The sequence below is a fragment of the Acinetobacter sp. AOR34_HL genome (genome assembly GCF_027854795.1).
Lineage (GTDB): Bacteria > Pseudomonadota > Gammaproteobacteria > Pseudomonadales > Moraxellaceae > Acinetobacter > Acinetobacter junii.
This window is the reverse complement of record NZ_JAKTID010000055.1, coordinates 44,148-61,652: the sequence shown is the minus strand read 5'-3', so window position 1 is coordinate 61,652 and position 17,505 is coordinate 44,148. Positions and strand designations below refer to the sequence as shown.

The following is a 17,505-nucleotide window of genomic DNA, read 5'->3' as shown; positions in this document are numbered from 1 at the left end:
ATGAGGGGTTTATTTTTTTAATCTAAAGCCGTTATAGTGGCGGCGCAGTTAAGATCGCTTCTTTAGATGCTGGTAAACCAGGTTGTGACTCTGGAATTGTATCTAAACCTTCAATGCGTTCAACATTACCATTTGCATCAAAGTAAATTTTTAAATGTTGTCCATGTGCTGCAGGTATTTTTGCTTTTTTGGCATATGTACCAGGGATATAGTTGTAAATATAGTCCCAACGTAATGGATTTAGTGGATCAGTAACCGTTGGGCTACCCAACAAGAAGCGAACTTGCTGAAAGCTCATGCCTACTTGTACTTGAGATGCTTGTGCTTTGGTTAACGGTGTTCCTTGTGGAATATCAACTTTATAAACACCAAAGACTGAACAACCGCTAAGTACTGAAGTGACGAATAACGCCAGCATGATTTTTTGCATTTTGCTACACTATCCTGATAAATGATGATGCATTTGATTCAAGGATAGATCATACTGCATCTAAACTCTATTGCCTATTCCAACTTAAGATTTGTTGAGAGACCTTTTTTCATGCCTATTTCCAACCAAGACTTACGCAAAGCTGGACTTAAAGTTACCCTTCCTCGTATTAAGATTTTGGAATTATTAGAAAATTCGAAACAACATCATTTAAGTGCAGAAGATATTTATAAAACTTTGCTTGAACAAGGTGAAGATGTTGGTTTAGCGACAGTTTACCGTGTATTAACACAATTTGAAGCTGCAGGAATTATCCAACGTCATCATTTTGAAAATAATCATTCAGTTTTTGAAATCATGCAAGAAGATCATCATGATCACTTAGTATGTTTAAACTGTAACAAAGTTATTGAATTTACTAATGATGTTATTGAAAAAGAACAACATTCTGTAGCTGATCAGCATGGTTTTACTTTGACAGGGCACTCATTAAATTTATATGGGTACTGTAGTGACCAAGAATGCAAAGATGCTTATCGTAAGAAATAAGTGTCATTTTAGTAAAGATAGAAATTTTCACTGAAATAAAACAAATAAAAAAGGAAGGTTACAAAAACCTTCCTTTTTTTAATGATTTAAGAGAGCTTATTGACCATCAAATGTAATGTTGCGACTTGCACTTAACAATTGATCTGCACCTTCTTCAGAAAGTTTAATGGTGAGACGTAAATCGTTTGGTGAGTCTGCATGTTTAAGCGCATCTTTATACGTGATTTCACCAGCTTTATATAAATCATAAAGCGCTTGGTCAAATGTTTGCATGCCCAATTCGCGCGAGCGTTTCATGAGGTCTTTAATCTCATGAATTTCACCTTTACGGATATAATCTGATAGTAACGGTGTATTAATTAGAATTTCGATAGCTGCTCGGCGCGAATTTCCATCAGGTGTTGGAATTAACTGTTGAGCAACCATTGCTCTTAGATTGAGCGATAAATCCATATGTAGTTGAGCATGACGGTCAGCTTCAAAGAAGTGAATAATACGGTCTAATGCTTGGTTAGCGTTATTCGCGTGAAGTGTAGCAAGTACTAAGTGACCTGTTTCTGCGAAAGCAATCGCATAGTCCATTGTTTCACGAGAGCGAATCTCACCAATCAAGATCACATCGGGTGCTTGACGAAGTGTATTTTTCAAAGCTACTTCAAAAGAGTCTGTATCAATACCGACTTCTCGTTGAGTCACAATACAACCCGCGTGTTGGTGTACAAACTCGATCGGGTCTTCAATGGTGATGATATGACCTTTAGAGTTTTGATTACGATATCCGATCATTGACGCGAGCGAGGTTGATTTACCTGTACCTGTTGCACCAACAAAGATAATGATGCCACGTTTGGTCATCGCTAAATCTTTGAGGATTGCAGGTAGTTTTAATTCATCCATCGTTGGAATAACCGTTTCGATACGACGTAATACCATGCCTGGCATATCACGTTGTTGGAACGCGCTCACACGAAAACGCGCTGTTTTCTCACGGTTCATAATTGCGAAGTTACACTCGCGAGTATCTTCGAATTCTTTACGTTGTTTATCACTCATGATTGAGTTTAATAACTGACCAACAATCTCGCCTGAAAGTTTTGCTTTAGCCACAGGAACAATCTGACCGTTGATTTTCATTGAAGGTTCAACATCAGCGGTAACAAATAAATCCGAAGCACTTTGTTCAATCATTAGATTGAGTAAATCATTAAAATCCATATGCTTTCCCCATTAATTTTAGTTTTTATAGGAATGATTCAGGTTGTTTAGCAACAGTACGAGCTGTTTGAGGGCTAATGATGCCTCTCGAAACTAAGTTTTTAAGACTTTGATCGAGTGTGGTCATGCCGTAGTTAGCACCTGTCTGAATCGCAGAGTACATCTGTGCAACTTTGTTTTCACGAACAAGGTTACGAATCGCAGGAATACCGATCATGATCTCATGCGCTGCAACACGACCACCACCATTCTTTTTCAACAATGTTTGTGAAATTACTGCTTGTAATGATTCGGACAACATCGCGCGAACCATATCTTTTTCTTCGGCAGGGAATACGTCGATCACACGGTCAATGGTTTTTGCTGCTGAGGTGGTATGCAGAGTACCAAATACTAAGTGACCTGTTTCTGCTGCGGTTAGAGCAAGACGAATTGTCTCTAAGTCACGCATCTCACCGACTAGGATAATATCAGGGTCTTCACGAAGGGCTGAACGAAGTGCTTCGTTAAAGCCATGTGTATCACGATGCACTTCACGCTGGTTAATCAAACATTTCTTTGATTGATGTACAAATTCGATTGGGTCTTCAACCGTTAAAATATGGTCATAACGATGCTCATTAATATAATCAATCATTGCAGCCAATGTCGTTGATTTACCTGAACCCGTTGGACCAGTGACCAGAACAATACCACGCGGGTAGTCACAAATATCTTTGAAAATTGTTCCTAAACCCAAGTCTTCCATGGTTAAGACTTTAGATGGAATGGTACGAAATACAGCACCTGCACCACGGTTTTGGTTAAATGCGTTTACACGGAAACGAGCAATGTTTGGTACTTCAAATGAAAAGTCCGTTTCTAGATCCTCTTCGTAATCTCGGCGTTGTTTATCATTCATAATGTCGTACACTAAACGGTGTACATCTTTATGTTCTAATGCTGGTAAATTGATACGGCGAACTTCACCATCCACGCGAATCATTGGTGGCATACCCGCTGAAAGGTGTAAGTCCGAAGCACCGTTTTTTACTGAAAACGCGAGTAATTCTGTAATATCCATAATTTCCCCGAAACAATCAAAAAATGTCTCATTATTTTGTAGAATAATATACGGCTTTCACTCTGTGTTACCAACACATTATAGAATGTGAAAGCAAAAAAACATTTCGTAAATGAGAACTGTGTCAATGAATCAATTAGAACAATCACGTATACAAGTATTAAGTCAAATTGAGCAGGCGTGTCTGCGTGTACAACGCGATCCTAATACTGTGCAATTGTTGGCTGTATCGAAGACACATCCTAGTTTAAGCTTGCGCGAAATGTATGCGGTTGGTCAACGGAGTTTTGGTGAAAACTATTTACAAGAAGCGTTGGCAAAAATTGAAGAGTTACAAGATTTAGATATTGAATGGCATTTTATTGGTCATGTACAACGTAATAAAACCAAACATTTAGCTGAAAAGTTTGATTGGGTACATGGTGTTGATCGCTTAATTATCGCAGAGCGCCTATCTAGCCAACGTTTAGAAACTCAAAAGCCATTAAATATATGTTTACAAGTCAATATTGACGGACAAGACTCTAAAGATGGTTGTGAACCCAATGAGGTCGCAGAATTAGTAGAGCAAATCAGCCGACTACCTAATTTACGTTTACGTGGTTTGATGGTGATTCCAGCGCCTAATAATGTTGCTGCGTTTGCTGATGCTAAAAATTTATTTGATCAAGTGAAATCATTACATGCACAGCCTCAAGATTGGGATACTTTGAGTATGGGTATGTCTGCTGATTTGGATGCAGCAATTGCTGCGGGTTCAACCATGGTTAGAGTTGGGACAGCATTGTTTGGGGCAAGGGATTATTCACTTTAACCCACCACTTCAATCCGACTTGAACCTGAACCAATGGGTTGTACCTGAATTTGCACAGGAATACGTTCATGCATTTCCTGAATGTGCGAGATTAAAATGACTTTACGTCCTTGGCTTTGCAGTTGATCTAGTGCATTCATTACCATATGCAGAGAAGATGCATCCAAGGTGCCAAAGCCCTCATCAATAAACAGCGATTCGATTTTCATTGAACCTGATGCCATATTGGCTATCGCCAATGAAATGGCGAGGGCAGTGAGGAATGATTCCCCACCAGACAGTGAAGCAACTGAACGGGTTTCGCCATCCATATCATGATCAAGAATCGCAAGACTGAGTGAATTATCTAAACGTTTTAGGGTATAGCGCTGAGACAGCATCGCCAATTGTTGATTAGCATATTCAAGTAAAATATCGAGATTGTACTGTTGGGCTAAATCACGAAATTCTTTACCTTTTGAATCACCAATTAAACTAGATATCTTATTCCAGCGGTGCTCTTGTTGCTGGATCTGTTGAATCTGATCAGCAAATTTCTTTTGTTTGGCTAAATTTTGCTGATGAACTTCCAATTGCAGTTTAAGTTGATCTCGTTGATCTGTTGTCTGTTGCAAAATTTCTTGATTGGCATTTATCAATTCAGTCAGTTGTTCAAGCTGAATATTGGGTCCAGATTGAAGATGTACATTCAACTGTTCTTGCATAGTTTTCAATGCAGAATTTGCTTCACTCAAAGTACGGTCCGCTTGTTGTATTGTATTTCGAATCTGCTGTTCCTGAGTTGATGAAAACGCAAGTAATTCACTGAGTTGATCTTCTGCAAAATTTTGATGCTGGGCTAACCAATTAGTGATTTCAGTTTTACATCGTTCAAGAGAATCATGATTTTGTTGCTGCTGTGCTTTGAGTTGTTCGAGCACATTTTTCTGCTGCTCAAAATGTTGACGAGCTTGTTCAAAACTTTGCTTCACTTGCTGATATTTACTCTGCAATTGCTGACGTTGTTGATCATGCTGTTGTAACCATTCATTGGCTTTGATTTCAGCTGAACCTGTCATGGTGATAATCAGTTGATTAGCAGCATCAGTATTTTGTTTGCCTTTAATCTCGATGTCTTTTAATTGTTGCGCACATTCTGCTTGTTGCGTAGTGAGTCCTGTCAAATTGGTCTTTAAAACATTCAACTGCTGATCAATTTGTTCTTTCTGTTTGATGAGCGATTCTGCATGCTCTAGTTGTTGGCTACGTTGCTGCAATGCTTGCAATATGTGTTGTGAGATTGACATGTCATGTCTAGACCAAGCCATTTTATCGTCTGCATTGAGACAATCCACGATATGCTGAATCTGTTGTTGTAAGTGCTCTACGGTTTCTAGTTGATGACGTGTATTCTGAATGTTTTGATTGAGCACATGCTGATCTTTATTGGCTTGATTAAGTTGTAATAATTCCTTTTCAAGCTGCTGTTGAGTTTGTGACGTTTCTAAAACCAATGATTGCATCTTAGTCGTGATGTCATGCTCAGTGAGACTGAAATCAAGTTGAATATTCGTCTGTGATACCTGCTGTTGTAACACCTGATCATGTGCTTTTACTTTTTCATTCAATTGCTGCAATTGCTGTTGCAATTGATTTTGTTCGGTATGGCTTTGAGTGAATTGTTGTTGAGCTTTTTGCCAAAGTTGGAAAAGCTGTTGTTCCTGTTGAATCGCTTGTAATTCTTGTTGTTGTTGCAAGGCATATAGAGCTTTAGAGATTTGGCTCTCGTCATCACGATAAGGATGCTCGGTACTGCCACAGACTAGACAGGCTTCACCGTGCTTGAGTTCAGCTCTTAGATGTTCAATATTTTCAGCATGCAACAGACGTTGTTGTTGCAAAACCTGTTGTAGTTTCTCACGTTCAGTTTTGGCAGCCTGATAATCTTTCTCAGCTTTTTTGCTGTGTTGTTCTAGCTGTTGAGCTTGCTTTTGTACATCTTCAAATTTGTTTTGCTGCGTAAGGACTTCATTTTTTAATTCAAAATAATGCTGAAGTTTTTGTTGAATTGAATCCAATTGATTGAGGCGAATTTGTTGGGTTTCTTTTAGTTTCGACTGTTGCTCAATACGCTGTTCAATTTGTTGGGTCGTGCCAAATTGCGTGATTAAACTGTTGAATGTGTTTTGATCTTGTTTAAGTTGGGTCTGTGCTTGTTGAATAGAGCCTAGTGTGTTTTCTACTTTTTGATATTGCTGAATAAATTGCTTGAGTTGTTGAATATGGGCATTTAAGCCATTATCCAAAGGAGCATATTGAGCACTGTGTTTTAACTGTTCTAAGCAAGCCGTATGTTGTGCACTCAAGTTTTGAATGCTTTGTTCTAGCTGTTGTTGTTGCTCGATGAGTGGTTGCTGCTGACTTTCCAATTGAGTCAGTCGAATTTTGGTTTTCTTATATTCTTCAGCAATATAGTCACGTTCTTGCACAAACTTGCGTACTTGTGTCAGTTCATTTTGATGCTTTTGCTCGAAATCTTGAAATTGATTGAGTGTTGTTTCTACTTGTGTATAAAGCGTTTTTTGTTGCTCAAATTGAGTGGTTAAAGTGCTAAATTCATGATGTTTTTGTTGAATTTGTGGCGCGAGTTGTTGCAATGTTTTTTGCAATTGTTGTTGTTGAAATACGATTGGGCGTATCTCAGCGAATGTCTCTAATTGACTCAGTAAGTACCGATCTTTGGCAATGTTTTCTTGGGCTTTAAGTTGCAGATCATAGTCTTGTTTTTTTAACGCTATGTCTTTATTGATTTTATCGCGTTGTTCAAACCACTGTTGTTGTTGCTTGAATTGATTTTTTTCATTTTCAAGTTGTTGCACATGTTGCTGTAGCTGTTGGAATTGCTGTTGTAACTCAGCGATTTCTTCATCAGAACGAATTTCAATATGACCTAAAACACTTTCTAATTTTTCACGTTGTAAGCGAACTTCTTTGGTTTTTTCAAATGCCAACTGTCCAATCTTGGCAAAAATACTGGAGTTGGTCAGATATTCCAATAATTCACCACGTTCATTATCCCGTGCTTTTAAAAAAGCGGTGACTTCGGATTGTGCCAAAAGCACCGCACGAGTGAATTGTTCAAAACTGAGCTGTGTAATTTGTTGAATATGCGTTTCGACGGCTTTGGTTTTATCTGCGACAACCACGCCATCGGTGAGGCATTTCAATGAGCGTTGTACACTTTGCAGTTTGCCACTGGCATTTTCACGAGCACGTTTAATTTCCCAACGCGCTAAATAATGTTTTTGATCCTGTGCGACAAAACACAGCTCGGCAAAACCGTGTCCAGTACCACGACGTAATACAGTGAGAGGAGAGTTGGTTAACAGTTCTGAACCATCTACATCTAACAATTTGCCATCACTGTCTTTGAGTCTTGGAATTTTATTAAACAGAGCAAGACACATCGCATCTAAAATCGTGGATTTACCTGCACCTGTTTTTCCTATAATCGCAATCAATCCAGCATGTGCTAAAGGTTCACTTTCAAAATCAATAAAATGCTCACCTGCAAGAGATGCCAGATTTTTTAGTCGAATGGATAAAATTTTCATGGCAAATCCTTAAACTGTTTGATCATCTTCAAGTTTTTTCTGTGCTTCAGCAACTAAGCTTAAAAAGTCTTTGGTGACTTCATCATCAGCGCTATAGCCTTTTTTCTCCCAAATTTGTTGAAACAGTTTTTCGGGTGTAGGTGGTTCTAAATTAATTTTTGATTCAATTTCTGCATTGGTTTGATTGGATAAATATTGTCGTGAAATCCGCACTAAACGGTAACGATCTTTAGGCAGGGCATCTTCAAATTGTTGTCTGAGATTCGGTTGAGGAGGCGTGGCTGTGTGATATTCAATATCAACATATTCACGATGATCTATACATTCAATGAGGCCCTGTGGCAGATTTTTGAGTCGCTGCATGACGTCATTGAGTTCACCTTTAATTTTGTGTAATTGAATCGCTCGTGGAATGGCAATTGCTTCAAACTCAACTTGATTTCCAGTTTTAATAGGATCTATCGTGACTTCAAGCACTTGGTGTTTATAGTTAATTTCACTAAACGACAAAGGAATTGGAGAGCCACTATAACGGATGTGATCTTGCCCAACTTTCTGTGGTTTATGCAGGTGTCCCAAAGCCACATAGTCAATCTCGTCGTCAAACAGCGTGGTTGAAAGTGCTTCCTCATTACCAATAATAATTGGTCGTTCAGAATCTGAAGTTTCACCACCTTGCATATGTGCATGCGACATCAAAATTAAAGCTTGATCATCGGTTTTACGGCGTTTTGCTTCAGCGATTAAATGTTGATGCAGATAGGCAATCGCATTTTGACTGTTTGTGGTGTTTTCATTGAAACCTGTGATTTCGGCTGAACGTAAGAAAGGCAGGGCAATACACCATGCGACAATCTGTTTTTGCTCATCATAAATCGGCAAAATTAAACGATCTAAATCTAAGCTTTTATCTTCATTCCAGCGAATTACTCCGACTGTTTTGGCATTATATTTTTCAAGTAAGGGTTCAACTTGTTCAATCCGATAGCCTGAATCATGATTTCCCGCAATCATCAATGTTTGCATCTGTGGTGCAAGATCATGCGCATCGGCAAGGAATTGATAAAGCTGTTTTTGTGCCTGTGAGCTCGGATTGATCACATCAAAAATATCACCTGCAATGAGTAAAGCATGCGGCTGTTTAATTTTGATTTGCTCAAGTAACCATGCAAGAAATTGTTCATGTTCATAGTGGCGGGAATGGTTGTAGAAAAACTGTCCCAGATGCCAGTCAGAAGTATGAAAAAAACGCACGGTCATAAGTGAATCTAATAATGAAATGAATGCGAATAAGGTAGCACGTATTCAAGAAAAAAGTAGAGCTTAGCCAAGCAGAAAGTAGCTACAAGATATCGCTTGATCATTTTAAAACGATCAACTAGTTTGGTATCGAAAAACTAAATAATAGGAAATAGAAAATGAGCTTAGGAAAAGTAAGCCGTGAAATGATTGATCATATTATGTTGATCGGTTTAGATCGTGTGGCAAAACGCAATGCCTTTGATAGCCATATGATTGAGGATTTATCTTTAGCATTAACAGAATATGAAAATAATCCTGAATTACGTTGTGCTGTCATTTTTGCGCATGGTGATCATTTTACCGCTGGTCTAGACCTAGTGGAATTACAACCGAAAATTCCGCATGGGATTTTTAATTTTGCCGATGCTCAAATTAATCCTTGGGGCGTTGGAGGACGACACAGAACTAAACCTGTTGTGGTTGCAGTGCAGGGTATTTGTTATACCGCTGGAGTGGAACTCATGCTCAATGCAGATGTGGTAATAGCCAGTGAAGATACTGTGTTTGGGCAGCTCGAAGTACTACGGGGGATTATGCCTTTTGGCGGTGCAACGGTTCGTTTTGTACAGGCAGCTGGTTGGCAAAAAGCGATGCCTTATTTGCTTACAGGTAAAACCTTTGATACTCAAAAAGCCAATGAGTTGAATCTTGTTTCTGAGGTTGTAGAAAAAGGTAAGCAACTTGAGCGTGCGATCGAAGTTGCTAAAGAGATTTGTATTGCTGCGCCACTTGCTGTGCAGGCTCTATTAGCTTCTGCAACCGATGGAGTGACTTTAGGGCATACAGTTGCGTTCGATAAAATGGATAACTACCTTAAACCACTATTTGAATCTGAGGATGCTCAAGAGGGTGTTCGAGCCATGCTTGAAAGACGCTTGCCACAGTTTCAGGGTAAATAATTCCAATTTTTTATTTTAATCATCAAACACTGATGCGATAAGTTGATTTAGCATTTTAACATAGGCTCTATACCAACGTTTTAAAATCTAAATCAACGGGTTGAATTTCATTGGTGCCGTGAAACCAAATATGGACTAGATCTGAAAGCGTATGTGGGTCGTGTTTCTGCGGAAGAAAAATTAAATAATCTCCGCATCCATTACGGGCGATTGCAATGGCATGTAATGGAAAGCCAGTCCATTGTTTCGCAATTTTTGTTTCATGCAAGATATGGTTGCATGTACGTATTTTTCTTTTTTGATTGGATTGATCGAAAAATGGGAAAATTTGCCAATCATCATCTTCAACAAAAATATTGCCACCATTTTCGATCATCATTTTATTTTTAAAAGATGGTGGAAATACAAGGTTGAGTTCTATCTCAGCGGCTAAAATATATTGTTCCTCAATTGGAAAAGCCATGAATCATCTTCTTTCAGGTTTATACTGCATTTGTATTCGTTTTAATGTATGAAATATATAATGTTGACGTTCTGGAGATAAGCCCAAACCAAAGCGAATGGGTTGCGCGGCATCTATAAAGATTTGTCCTTGTTGTTTGTTGGAAGCATTTTGAATATGATTTTCTCTGATTCGACTCACTTCATTCCACATAAAAGATTTGGATTTACCTAATTTCCCAATGCCTGTAAAAACCTTTCCGCCTTGACGATCTATGGTGAGTTCAACTTTTCCAAACAGGACGAGTAAAGTAAAAAAGCCAAAGATTAATGTACCGATGATAAATGGGATACCAAATAAACTTTGTAAAAGACTAAATTCTTGGTTTGCTATTTGGGTACCATAAATCCCACCCAATGAACCACCTGACCATATCAGCATAAATGGAACCAAGAAAAAGGCGATTGGACTTCTTAAGGTTGCACCAAGTTTAATTTCTTGCATGTCATTTTTATACCAAGCACCTTTGGGTGGTTGATTAATATCAAAAGCGAATTGGGGCGATGAATCAAAATTTTCAGATACTCTGAATAGATGATTGCAGTTTTGACATTTCCCCATATCCGTTTGGATATTGATATTCTCATTCACAACTTCGTTTTGACAGTTTGGACATTTCATTTTTATTTGAATTAACTATCTTAATTTTATGAAAATTTAGTATAACACTGTCATTTTGCATTCTCATCTATTTCGCATATACCAAAGACATTATTGTCTAGGTCGAGAAAATAGCCTTGCCAACAACGATGATGAATCGCAAATTTATCCATCGCTATAAGACCGCCCAAGCTTAAAATTTTGGCTGCGGTTTCATCAAAATTGTCTACTTCAATCGTACAGGTAAAAGCATTGGTACCGCATTCAGTTGAGGGGATTGCGACTGGACGTTGAAGTAATCCACCATGAATCCCTTCCGTTTCGATACGATAATATTCGATGGGTAAGCCATCAATATGCTCAAAATGCCAACCAAAGACATTTTGATAAAATTGAGTATCGCGTTTGGGATTGGAGGATTGAATTTCAAAATAGATAATCGAGTTCATGGCTAATCCTATATTTTTATTTTTGTATCATTAGAAAAATAAAAACCGACGATTCGAGTGATGATAAATCGTCGGTCAAAATCTTTATCAAAAGTTTTGGCTGCTAACAAAACAAATGCTAAAGATGGAGAGTCATAATGAAAGGTCACCGAAAATCGTTGCGGATGCCGTGCAATTTAGATTCGGTTGCTGCGACCTTGTACCCTATATAACGCTAAAGAATGTTGATCGGTTGACATAAAAATGAAAAAAAAGTGAAAAAAATTTATAATTAATTAATGAAACCACTCAAATTGGGTTTAACTACATGATTTCACTTCGTTTATATTATTTATGGTTTTTTATTATTTGTTTGGTTTCAACTTTGGTAGCAGGCGTGCTGGCTGCTATTTTACCAAATAATATTGCAGGTATACTCACAGCAATTCCGTATTTGATTGCTATTATTTTTGTTTTATTCAAATTTTTAAAACAGCAACGCCGTGCCCCAACTGCAACTGAAAAAAAGAAACTCACTTTGATGTTTAGTTTAATTTTTTGGGGGTACAACTTATTTGGATTATTACTCGGGTTATTCATTTTTAGTCGCAATGATCCTGAAGTTTGGCAGAACTTTATTGCGTATTTACAGCAGCCAAATTTTCTTGTGATCGTTGTAGTAATGTGGTTGATGCTTGCAATACCTCTATATTTGATCACATTGTGGTTCTATGGCGCACAAGCACAACGAATGGCGAACAAGATGTTTAACTAGGTTAATAAAGTTCACTTGTAATTCACCCTTGTTCTGTTAAGACTATCTATAGACATGATTTTTGATAGGTAGTGCGATGCAAAAATTGACTGTATTGGTAACAGGGGCGAGTGGATTTATTGGTTCTCATCTTTTACCTTTTTTGTTGAAAAGACAGTACAAGGTCATTGCGCTAACACGACAAACGAATAAATCTTCACAACATCCTGATCTGCAATGGGTGACTTCATTTGAGCAGATTCAAACCCAACAAATTGATTATGTCATCAATCTTGCGGGCGAAAATATTGGTCAGAAACGCTGGAGTAGTGAGCGTAAACAGCAATTAATTAATAGTCGTGTCAATACCACCCAACGACTTTATGAGTGGTTGCAACAGCAACAGATTTTTCCGAAATGCATTATTTCTGGCTCAGCAATTGGTTACTATGGTATTGATCCACAAGAGCAATGGAATACCAGTTGTGATGAAAACACCCCAGCGCAGGCGATTTTTATGTCTGAGCTTTGCCAAGCTTGGGAGCAAACGGCTTTAAAGTTTTCCCAACAGAATACGAAGATTATTCGTTTGGGGATTGTATTTGGTCAAGGTGGTGGAATTTTGCCGCAAATGTTGTTGCCGATTCGATTAAATGCCGCGGGTAAGATTGGTTCAGGGCAACAACCAGTAGTGTGGATTCATATCCAAGATGTGTTAAGTGCAATAGTGTTCTTACTTGACTCCAATAGTGCGCAGAAGGTTTACAATCTCGTTGCACCTGAGCAAACAAATCAACAGCAATTCGTTAAGATTGCTAGCAAAATCTTAAAGCGAAAACCGTTTATCTCATTGCCAAAGTTCGTATTTGAGCTTGCTCTAGGCGAACAATCACAATTGATTTTAAATGGTCAATATGTACAGCCTAAAGCCTTACAAGCTCTTGGTTTTGAGTTTAAATATCCAACTTTAGATATGGCATTAGGTGAAATTCTACTCGACGACTAAGAGTTGCTTTCGTAGTTGGGTTGGAGAGTACGCGTTTGGTTCAACACATGTCGGTTGCTCTAGAATGAGCTGACGCAGCAGTTGTGCTGAACCTGCTCCCATACATAATCCATTGCGGAAATGTCCAAAGTTTGCCCACAAATTTTCAACCTCTGGAATCGCCCCAATGTATGGGATGCCATGTGGTGAGCTAGGGCGCAAGCCTGCCCAACGTTTTACGATTGGAAATTGAGCTAGCTCAGGAACCATTTCTAGGCACGCTGTCAAAATATCTTGCTGAGTTTGATCATCTACAGTGGTATTAAAACCGCAGTCCGCCATACTTGAACCACAGACGATATGACCATCCTGACGTGGAATCAGATACATCACTTGATTCATGCACATCGTTGGAAGCCAATTTTCAGGTGTTTTGAATAACAACATTTGACCTTGGATAGGATGAACAGGAATATTCAGTTGTAACTGTTCTTCCCAATGCTTTGTCCACGCACCTGAAGTTAAAACTACATGATCAGCAAAGTGTTGGTGACCATCTTCGCTTTGCAAGCCCTTAATTTTATGTTTTTGAATGATTAACTTTTCGATTGGACTATGTTCAAAAAAACGAACCAAAGGATGTTGTTTCAAATAACTAATCAGAGATTGAAGTAGGCGAGGATTCCGCACATTGGATAGATGAGGAAAATAAATGGCTTCTTCGAATTTTGCTGAAACACGAGGATTAATCTGATTGAGCTGATTCTGGCTTAAATATTCTGATTGTTGCATCGGTTCATTGAACTTTGCTGCATAGCTCAACCCAATATCAAAATCGTCCTGATCGAAAATTAGCATGCCTGTATCGTGAATCTGAAAATCAATCCCTGTGATTGGGTAAAGTTTTTCATTCCACATTTGATAGAGCGATTTTCCAAACTGAGCTAATTGGTTAACTTCGGGTGCATATCGCCACGGATACATAGGCGATAAAATACCACCACCAGCCCAAGATGCAGCTTGACCTGCTTGCTGTTGATCAAAAATATCAACAAAACAGCCTTGTTCAGCAAGTTCCAGAGCTGTCATTAAGCCGCTGATCCCTGCACCAATGATGGCAATATGCATATTAACGTCAAACCAATTTAAAGATCCCTCCCTCCTTATTAAAGAGGTGAGGAGTGTTGTAGCTTCGGAGAGTTATTTCATCTCTTTGAGTTTACGAGCGGCTTCTTCAGCAAAATAAGTCCAGATACCATCTGCACCTGCACGACGACAGCACATTAATGATTCTAAGATAACGCTGTCCGATAACCAGCCATTTTGTATAGCTCCTGCAAGCATCGCGTATTCACCGCTAACTTGATAGACAAAGGTTGGTACGCCAAAAGTATCTTTTACTTCGCGAACAACGTCTAGATATGGCATTCCGGGTTTAACGATGACCATATCGGCGCCTTCTTGGATGTCTAAAGCAATCTCATGTAATGCTTCTGCACGGTTGCCGATATCCATTTGATAATTATATTTATTGCCGCCTTTTAGGTTGCTAGCAGAGCCAACAGCATCACGGAATGGACCATAGAAACTTGATGCATATTTAGCAGAGTACGCCATGATATTGGTATAAATAAAACCGTTTTGTTCAAGTGCTTGACGGATTGCTCCAATACGACCATCCATCATGTCACTTGGAGCAACAACATCTGCACCTGCCGCAGCATGACTCAATGCTTGTTTAATTAAGCATTCAACCGTTTCATCATTCAACACATAGCCTGTTTCATCGATAATGCCATCTTGACCATGAGTGGTATAAGGATCAAGCGCACCATCTGTGATGAGTACCATTTCAGGTAATTCTTTTTTAAGTAATTGGCAAGTGGTTTGTACTAATCCATCTTCATGCCATGCTGCTTCAGCAGTTAAATTTTTGTCTTCTTGAGGGGTAACGGGAAATAATGCAAGCTTTGAAACACCTAACTCAAGAAGTTGTTCTGCTTTTTTGAGCAATAAATCAGCAGATAAACGCTGTATATTTGGCATGCTCGGAATGTCTTGAACTTGCTGTTGTCCTGGTAGTACAAAAACTGGATAAATCAAGTGATTAGCTGTCAATTGTGTTTCGCTTACCATCGCTCGTAATTGGTCATTTTTACGGATACGGCGCATGCGAGTCGCAGGGAAAGCAGGACGATTGAACGTATAAGTCATAACAATCTCGATGTTCAGTATTACACTATAGGAATAATTGAATCATTTAAGTCATGCTAGGGGAGAACTTAGCGGCTTAGGTCAATTCGATGTCCTCACTATTGTAGCCCTATAATTTTGGTTTTGTAAAAATTATGGGATGTTTCAAAAGGGCTGTTGAAATTTTGATCATGTGGTGCAGTATTTATGATAAGTCATAAGTATTTGCAGGCATTTATCAATGCTCATCAGCTTCGATCTATGGATTCAGGCAGCGTATGAATGATGTAAAGAAAAACTGGACAGGTAATATTCAGTTAGGTGCTAAAGCCGATCATGGCGTGGTATTAAAACAGCTTTGTAAAGCATTTAATTCTTCACCATTTTTTAAGCACTGTGGCATGGTCATGCGTGTAGTTGATGATCAAATTGAAGGCTACATTGAGATGCAACCAGAGTTGATTGGTAATGTTGCGTTCCAGATTTTGCATGGTGGTGTTGCTGCAACGATGTTGGATAGTATTGGTGGAGTGGTTGCAATGGAACAGCTATATCGCCATGCAACGCCAGAGGATTTACCCGATACTATTAAAAAAGTTTCTCGTTTGGCTACTGTTGATATGCGTGTAGATTATCTTGCACCTGGTCGTGGTAAATATTTTATCGCTCGTGCAGAAACTTTGCGCTTAGGGCGTAAGGGATGCACGATGCGCATGACGATGGTCAATAATGACGATAAGCCAATAGCGACTGCAATCGCATCATATGCTTTCTAATTTTTTGAAAAATTTCAAAAAAGCGCCATTCGGCGCTTTTTTTATTTCTGAAAATAAATAGTTTTGATTATTATCAAAATGCTAGAACTGAACGCATCAGTTATTTTTTTTATTCTCGTAATATGATTATTTGTCGGTAGAATGCTCTGGAATTTTTGTTCATATTTATCTTTTGTTTTTAACTTTCGGTTAAGTTTCGATACATAGACTGATCGGCTGATTAAAACAGAAGTAAATGATCTATTTAATTTTCAGGAATAATTTATGACTGACTCCCAAACCAACGAACAGCAAGCTTTATCTGATGATGCAATGAAAGCAAAGCGTAAAAAGTTTTTAGGACTATTTGCCCTGATTCTTATCATAGCTGCAATTTTGTATGGGATTTGGGCATTATTTTTTCATCATTCTGTAAGCACTGATAATGCCTATGTTGGTGCTGAAACAGCACAAGTGACCTCTATGATCGGTGGACAAGTTGCTGAAGTTTTAGTGAAGGATACACAGCAGGTTAAACGTGGCGATATCTTAGTTAAAATCGACCAACGAGATGCACAAATTCAACTTGCACAGGCTCAAGCGGAGCTAGCTAAAGCACAACGTCAATACAAACAAAGCCAAGCAAATAGCAGCTCTCTGAATTCACAAGTGATCGTAACTAAAGATGAAATCACAAGTGCTCAAGCTCAAGTCAATAAAGCCCAAGCTGAATATGATCGAGTGAGTTTAGAGTTAAAACGTCGTAACGAACTAGCTGCTTCAGGTGCAATTTCTAAAGAAGAATTAAGTAAATCACAAAGTGCTGTTTCGACTGCAAAAGCTAGTTTAGAGCTTGCTCAAGCAGGACTTGCTCAAGCTATGTCGAGTCGTAATGCTGCGGTAAGTACTTTGGCAGCAAACGATGCTTTGATTCAAGGTGTCAATGAGGCTTCAACCCCAGATGTTTTAGTGGCAAAAGCACATGTTGATCAAGCATTATTAGATTTGGAAAGAACGATTATACGTGCCCCTGTAGATGGTGTTGTAACACGTAAGAATATTCAAATTGGACAGCGTGTTGCACCTGGAACAGTCATGATGTCTGTCGTACCAGTTTCAGCGTTATATGTAGATGCCAACTTCAAAGAAAGCCAATTGGCAAAAGTGAAAGCAGGTCAAACTGTGACATTAACATCTGATTTATATGGGGATGAAGTCGTTTATCACGGCAAAGTTCAAGGTTTCTCAGGTGGAACAGGTGCTGCTTTTGCATTGATTCCTGCACAAAATGCGACTGGAAATTGGATTAAAGTGGTTCAGCGCTTACCTGTGCGCATCACCTTAGATCCTAAAGAGTTGGCTGAGCATCCTCTGCGAGTAGGTCTTTCAATGCAAGTAGATATTGATCTCGCATCGAAGTAAT

At 38.7% G+C, this 17,505-nt stretch carries 17 protein-coding genes; 7 read left to right on the top strand and 10 right to left on the bottom strand.

Annotation, left to right across the window (positions count from 1 at the left end):
- Positions 1 to 31: 31 nt before the first annotated feature.
- A complete protein-coding gene (locus MKL32_RS09610) occupies positions 32 to 430 on the bottom strand; it encodes an outer membrane protein assembly factor BamE (RefSeq protein ID WP_004913908.1) in 399 nt (132 codons plus the stop codon).
- Between the two features lie 111 nt (positions 431 to 541).
- Between MKL32_RS09610 and fur the strand changes: the two genes are divergently transcribed.
- On the top strand, positions 542 to 979 hold the full coding sequence (gene fur / locus MKL32_RS09605) for a ferric iron uptake transcriptional regulator (RefSeq protein ID WP_125298469.1): 438 nt from the start codon (positions 542 to 544) through the stop codon (positions 977 to 979).
- 96 nt (positions 980 to 1,075) lie between these two features.
- On the opposite strand, the gene MKL32_RS09600 is transcribed toward fur, so the two are convergent.
- Both MKL32_RS09600 and MKL32_RS09595 read right to left on the bottom strand, forming a co-directional pair.
- On the bottom strand, positions 1,076 to 2,194 hold the full coding sequence (locus tag MKL32_RS09600) for a PilT/PilU family type 4a pilus ATPase (protein WP_270900465.1): 1,119 nt from the start codon (positions 2,192 to 2,194) through the stop codon (positions 1,076 to 1,078).
- Positions 2,195 to 2,219: 25 nt separating this feature from the next.
- The gene (locus tag MKL32_RS09595) at positions 2,220 to 3,257 is read right to left on the bottom strand and encodes a type IV pilus twitching motility protein PilT (protein WP_004960020.1); all 1,038 of its coding nucleotides are present in this window, start codon (positions 3,255 to 3,257) and stop codon (positions 2,220 to 2,222) included.
- Between the two features lie 127 nt (positions 3,258 to 3,384).
- Here MKL32_RS09595 and MKL32_RS09590 point away from each other — a divergent pair, with 127 nt between their 5' ends.
- Positions 3,385 to 4,071, top strand: coding sequence for a YggS family pyridoxal phosphate-dependent enzyme (locus tag MKL32_RS09590; RefSeq protein ID WP_126131885.1), 687 nt, complete (start codon positions 3,385 to 3,387; stop codon positions 4,069 to 4,071).
- Here MKL32_RS09590 and MKL32_RS09585 read toward each other — a convergent pair.
- Both MKL32_RS09585 and MKL32_RS09580 read right to left on the bottom strand, forming a co-directional pair.
- Entirely contained in the window at positions 4,068 to 7,664 is a 3,597-nt protein-coding gene (locus tag MKL32_RS09585; RefSeq protein ID WP_270900464.1) for an AAA family ATPase, read from the bottom strand. The two genes, MKL32_RS09590 and MKL32_RS09585, sit on opposite strands and share 4 nt — an antisense overlap.
- Positions 7,665 to 7,673: 9 nt before the next feature.
- On the bottom strand, positions 7,674 to 8,924 hold the full coding sequence (locus tag MKL32_RS09580) for an exonuclease SbcCD subunit D (RefSeq protein ID WP_270900463.1): 1,251 nt from the start codon (positions 8,922 to 8,924) through the stop codon (positions 7,674 to 7,676).
- Between the two features lie 158 nt (positions 8,925 to 9,082).
- Here MKL32_RS09580 and MKL32_RS09575 point away from each other — a divergent pair, with 158 nt between their 5' ends.
- On the top strand, positions 9,083 to 9,865 hold the full coding sequence (locus MKL32_RS09575; protein ID WP_151707906.1) for a crotonase/enoyl-CoA hydratase family protein: 783 nt from the start codon (positions 9,083 to 9,085) through the stop codon (positions 9,863 to 9,865).
- A 67-nt stretch (positions 9,866 to 9,932) separates the two neighbouring features.
- Here the strand turns inward: MKL32_RS09575 and MKL32_RS09570 are convergent, their stop codons facing one another.
- Genes MKL32_RS09570 through MKL32_RS09560 form a run of 3 tightly spaced genes read right to left on the bottom strand, consistent with a single transcriptional unit; the run spans position 9,933 to position 11,416 of the window.
- Complete coding sequence (locus MKL32_RS09570; protein WP_270900462.1) at positions 9,933 to 10,328, bottom strand: SMI1/KNR4 family protein; 396 nt, start codon at positions 10,326 to 10,328, stop codon at positions 9,933 to 9,935.
- A 3-nt stretch (positions 10,329 to 10,331) separates the two neighbouring features.
- The gene (locus tag MKL32_RS09565) at positions 10,332 to 10,988 is read right to left on the bottom strand and encodes a hypothetical protein (RefSeq protein WP_039047317.1); all 657 of its coding nucleotides are present in this window, start codon (positions 10,986 to 10,988) and stop codon (positions 10,332 to 10,334) included.
- Between the two features lie 50 nt (positions 10,989 to 11,038).
- The gene (locus MKL32_RS09560) at positions 11,039 to 11,416 is read right to left on the bottom strand and encodes a VOC family protein (protein WP_270900461.1); all 378 of its coding nucleotides are present in this window, start codon (positions 11,414 to 11,416) and stop codon (positions 11,039 to 11,041) included.
- A gap of 307 nt (positions 11,417 to 11,723) precedes the next feature.
- Here MKL32_RS09560 and MKL32_RS09555 point away from each other — a divergent pair, with 307 nt between their 5' ends.
- Complete coding sequence (locus tag MKL32_RS09555) at positions 11,724 to 12,170, top strand: ABZJ_00895 family protein (RefSeq protein WP_005403068.1); 447 nt, start codon at positions 11,724 to 11,726, stop codon at positions 12,168 to 12,170.
- Between the two features lie 76 nt (positions 12,171 to 12,246).
- A complete protein-coding gene (locus MKL32_RS09550) occupies positions 12,247 to 13,155 on the top strand; it encodes a TIGR01777 family oxidoreductase (protein ID WP_270900460.1) in 909 nt (302 codons plus the stop codon).
- Here MKL32_RS09550 and MKL32_RS09545 read toward each other — a convergent pair.
- Positions 13,141 to 14,262, bottom strand: a complete 1,122-nt coding sequence (locus MKL32_RS09545; protein WP_270900459.1) for an NAD(P)/FAD-dependent oxidoreductase — start codon at positions 14,260 to 14,262, stop codon at positions 13,141 to 13,143. The two genes, MKL32_RS09550 and MKL32_RS09545, sit on opposite strands and share 15 nt — an antisense overlap.
- Before the next feature lie 72 nt (positions 14,263 to 14,334).
- Positions 14,335 to 15,348 (bottom strand): porphobilinogen synthase, encoded by a 1,014-nt coding sequence (gene hemB / locus MKL32_RS09540; RefSeq protein WP_204379047.1) that lies wholly within the window; start codon positions 15,346 to 15,348, stop codon positions 14,335 to 14,337.
- Positions 15,349 to 15,605: 257 nt separating this feature from the next.
- On the opposite strand from hemB, the gene MKL32_RS09535 reads away from it, so the two are divergent.
- The gene (locus MKL32_RS09535; protein WP_004959985.1) at positions 15,606 to 16,103 is read left to right on the top strand and encodes a thioesterase family protein; all 498 of its coding nucleotides are present in this window, start codon (positions 15,606 to 15,608) and stop codon (positions 16,101 to 16,103) included.
- Positions 16,104 to 16,367: 264 nt separating this feature from the next.
- Positions 16,368 to 17,504, top strand: a complete 1,137-nt coding sequence (locus MKL32_RS09530) for an HlyD family secretion protein (protein ID WP_087539993.1) — start codon at positions 16,368 to 16,370, stop codon at positions 17,502 to 17,504.
- Position 17,505 lies beyond the last annotated feature (1 nt).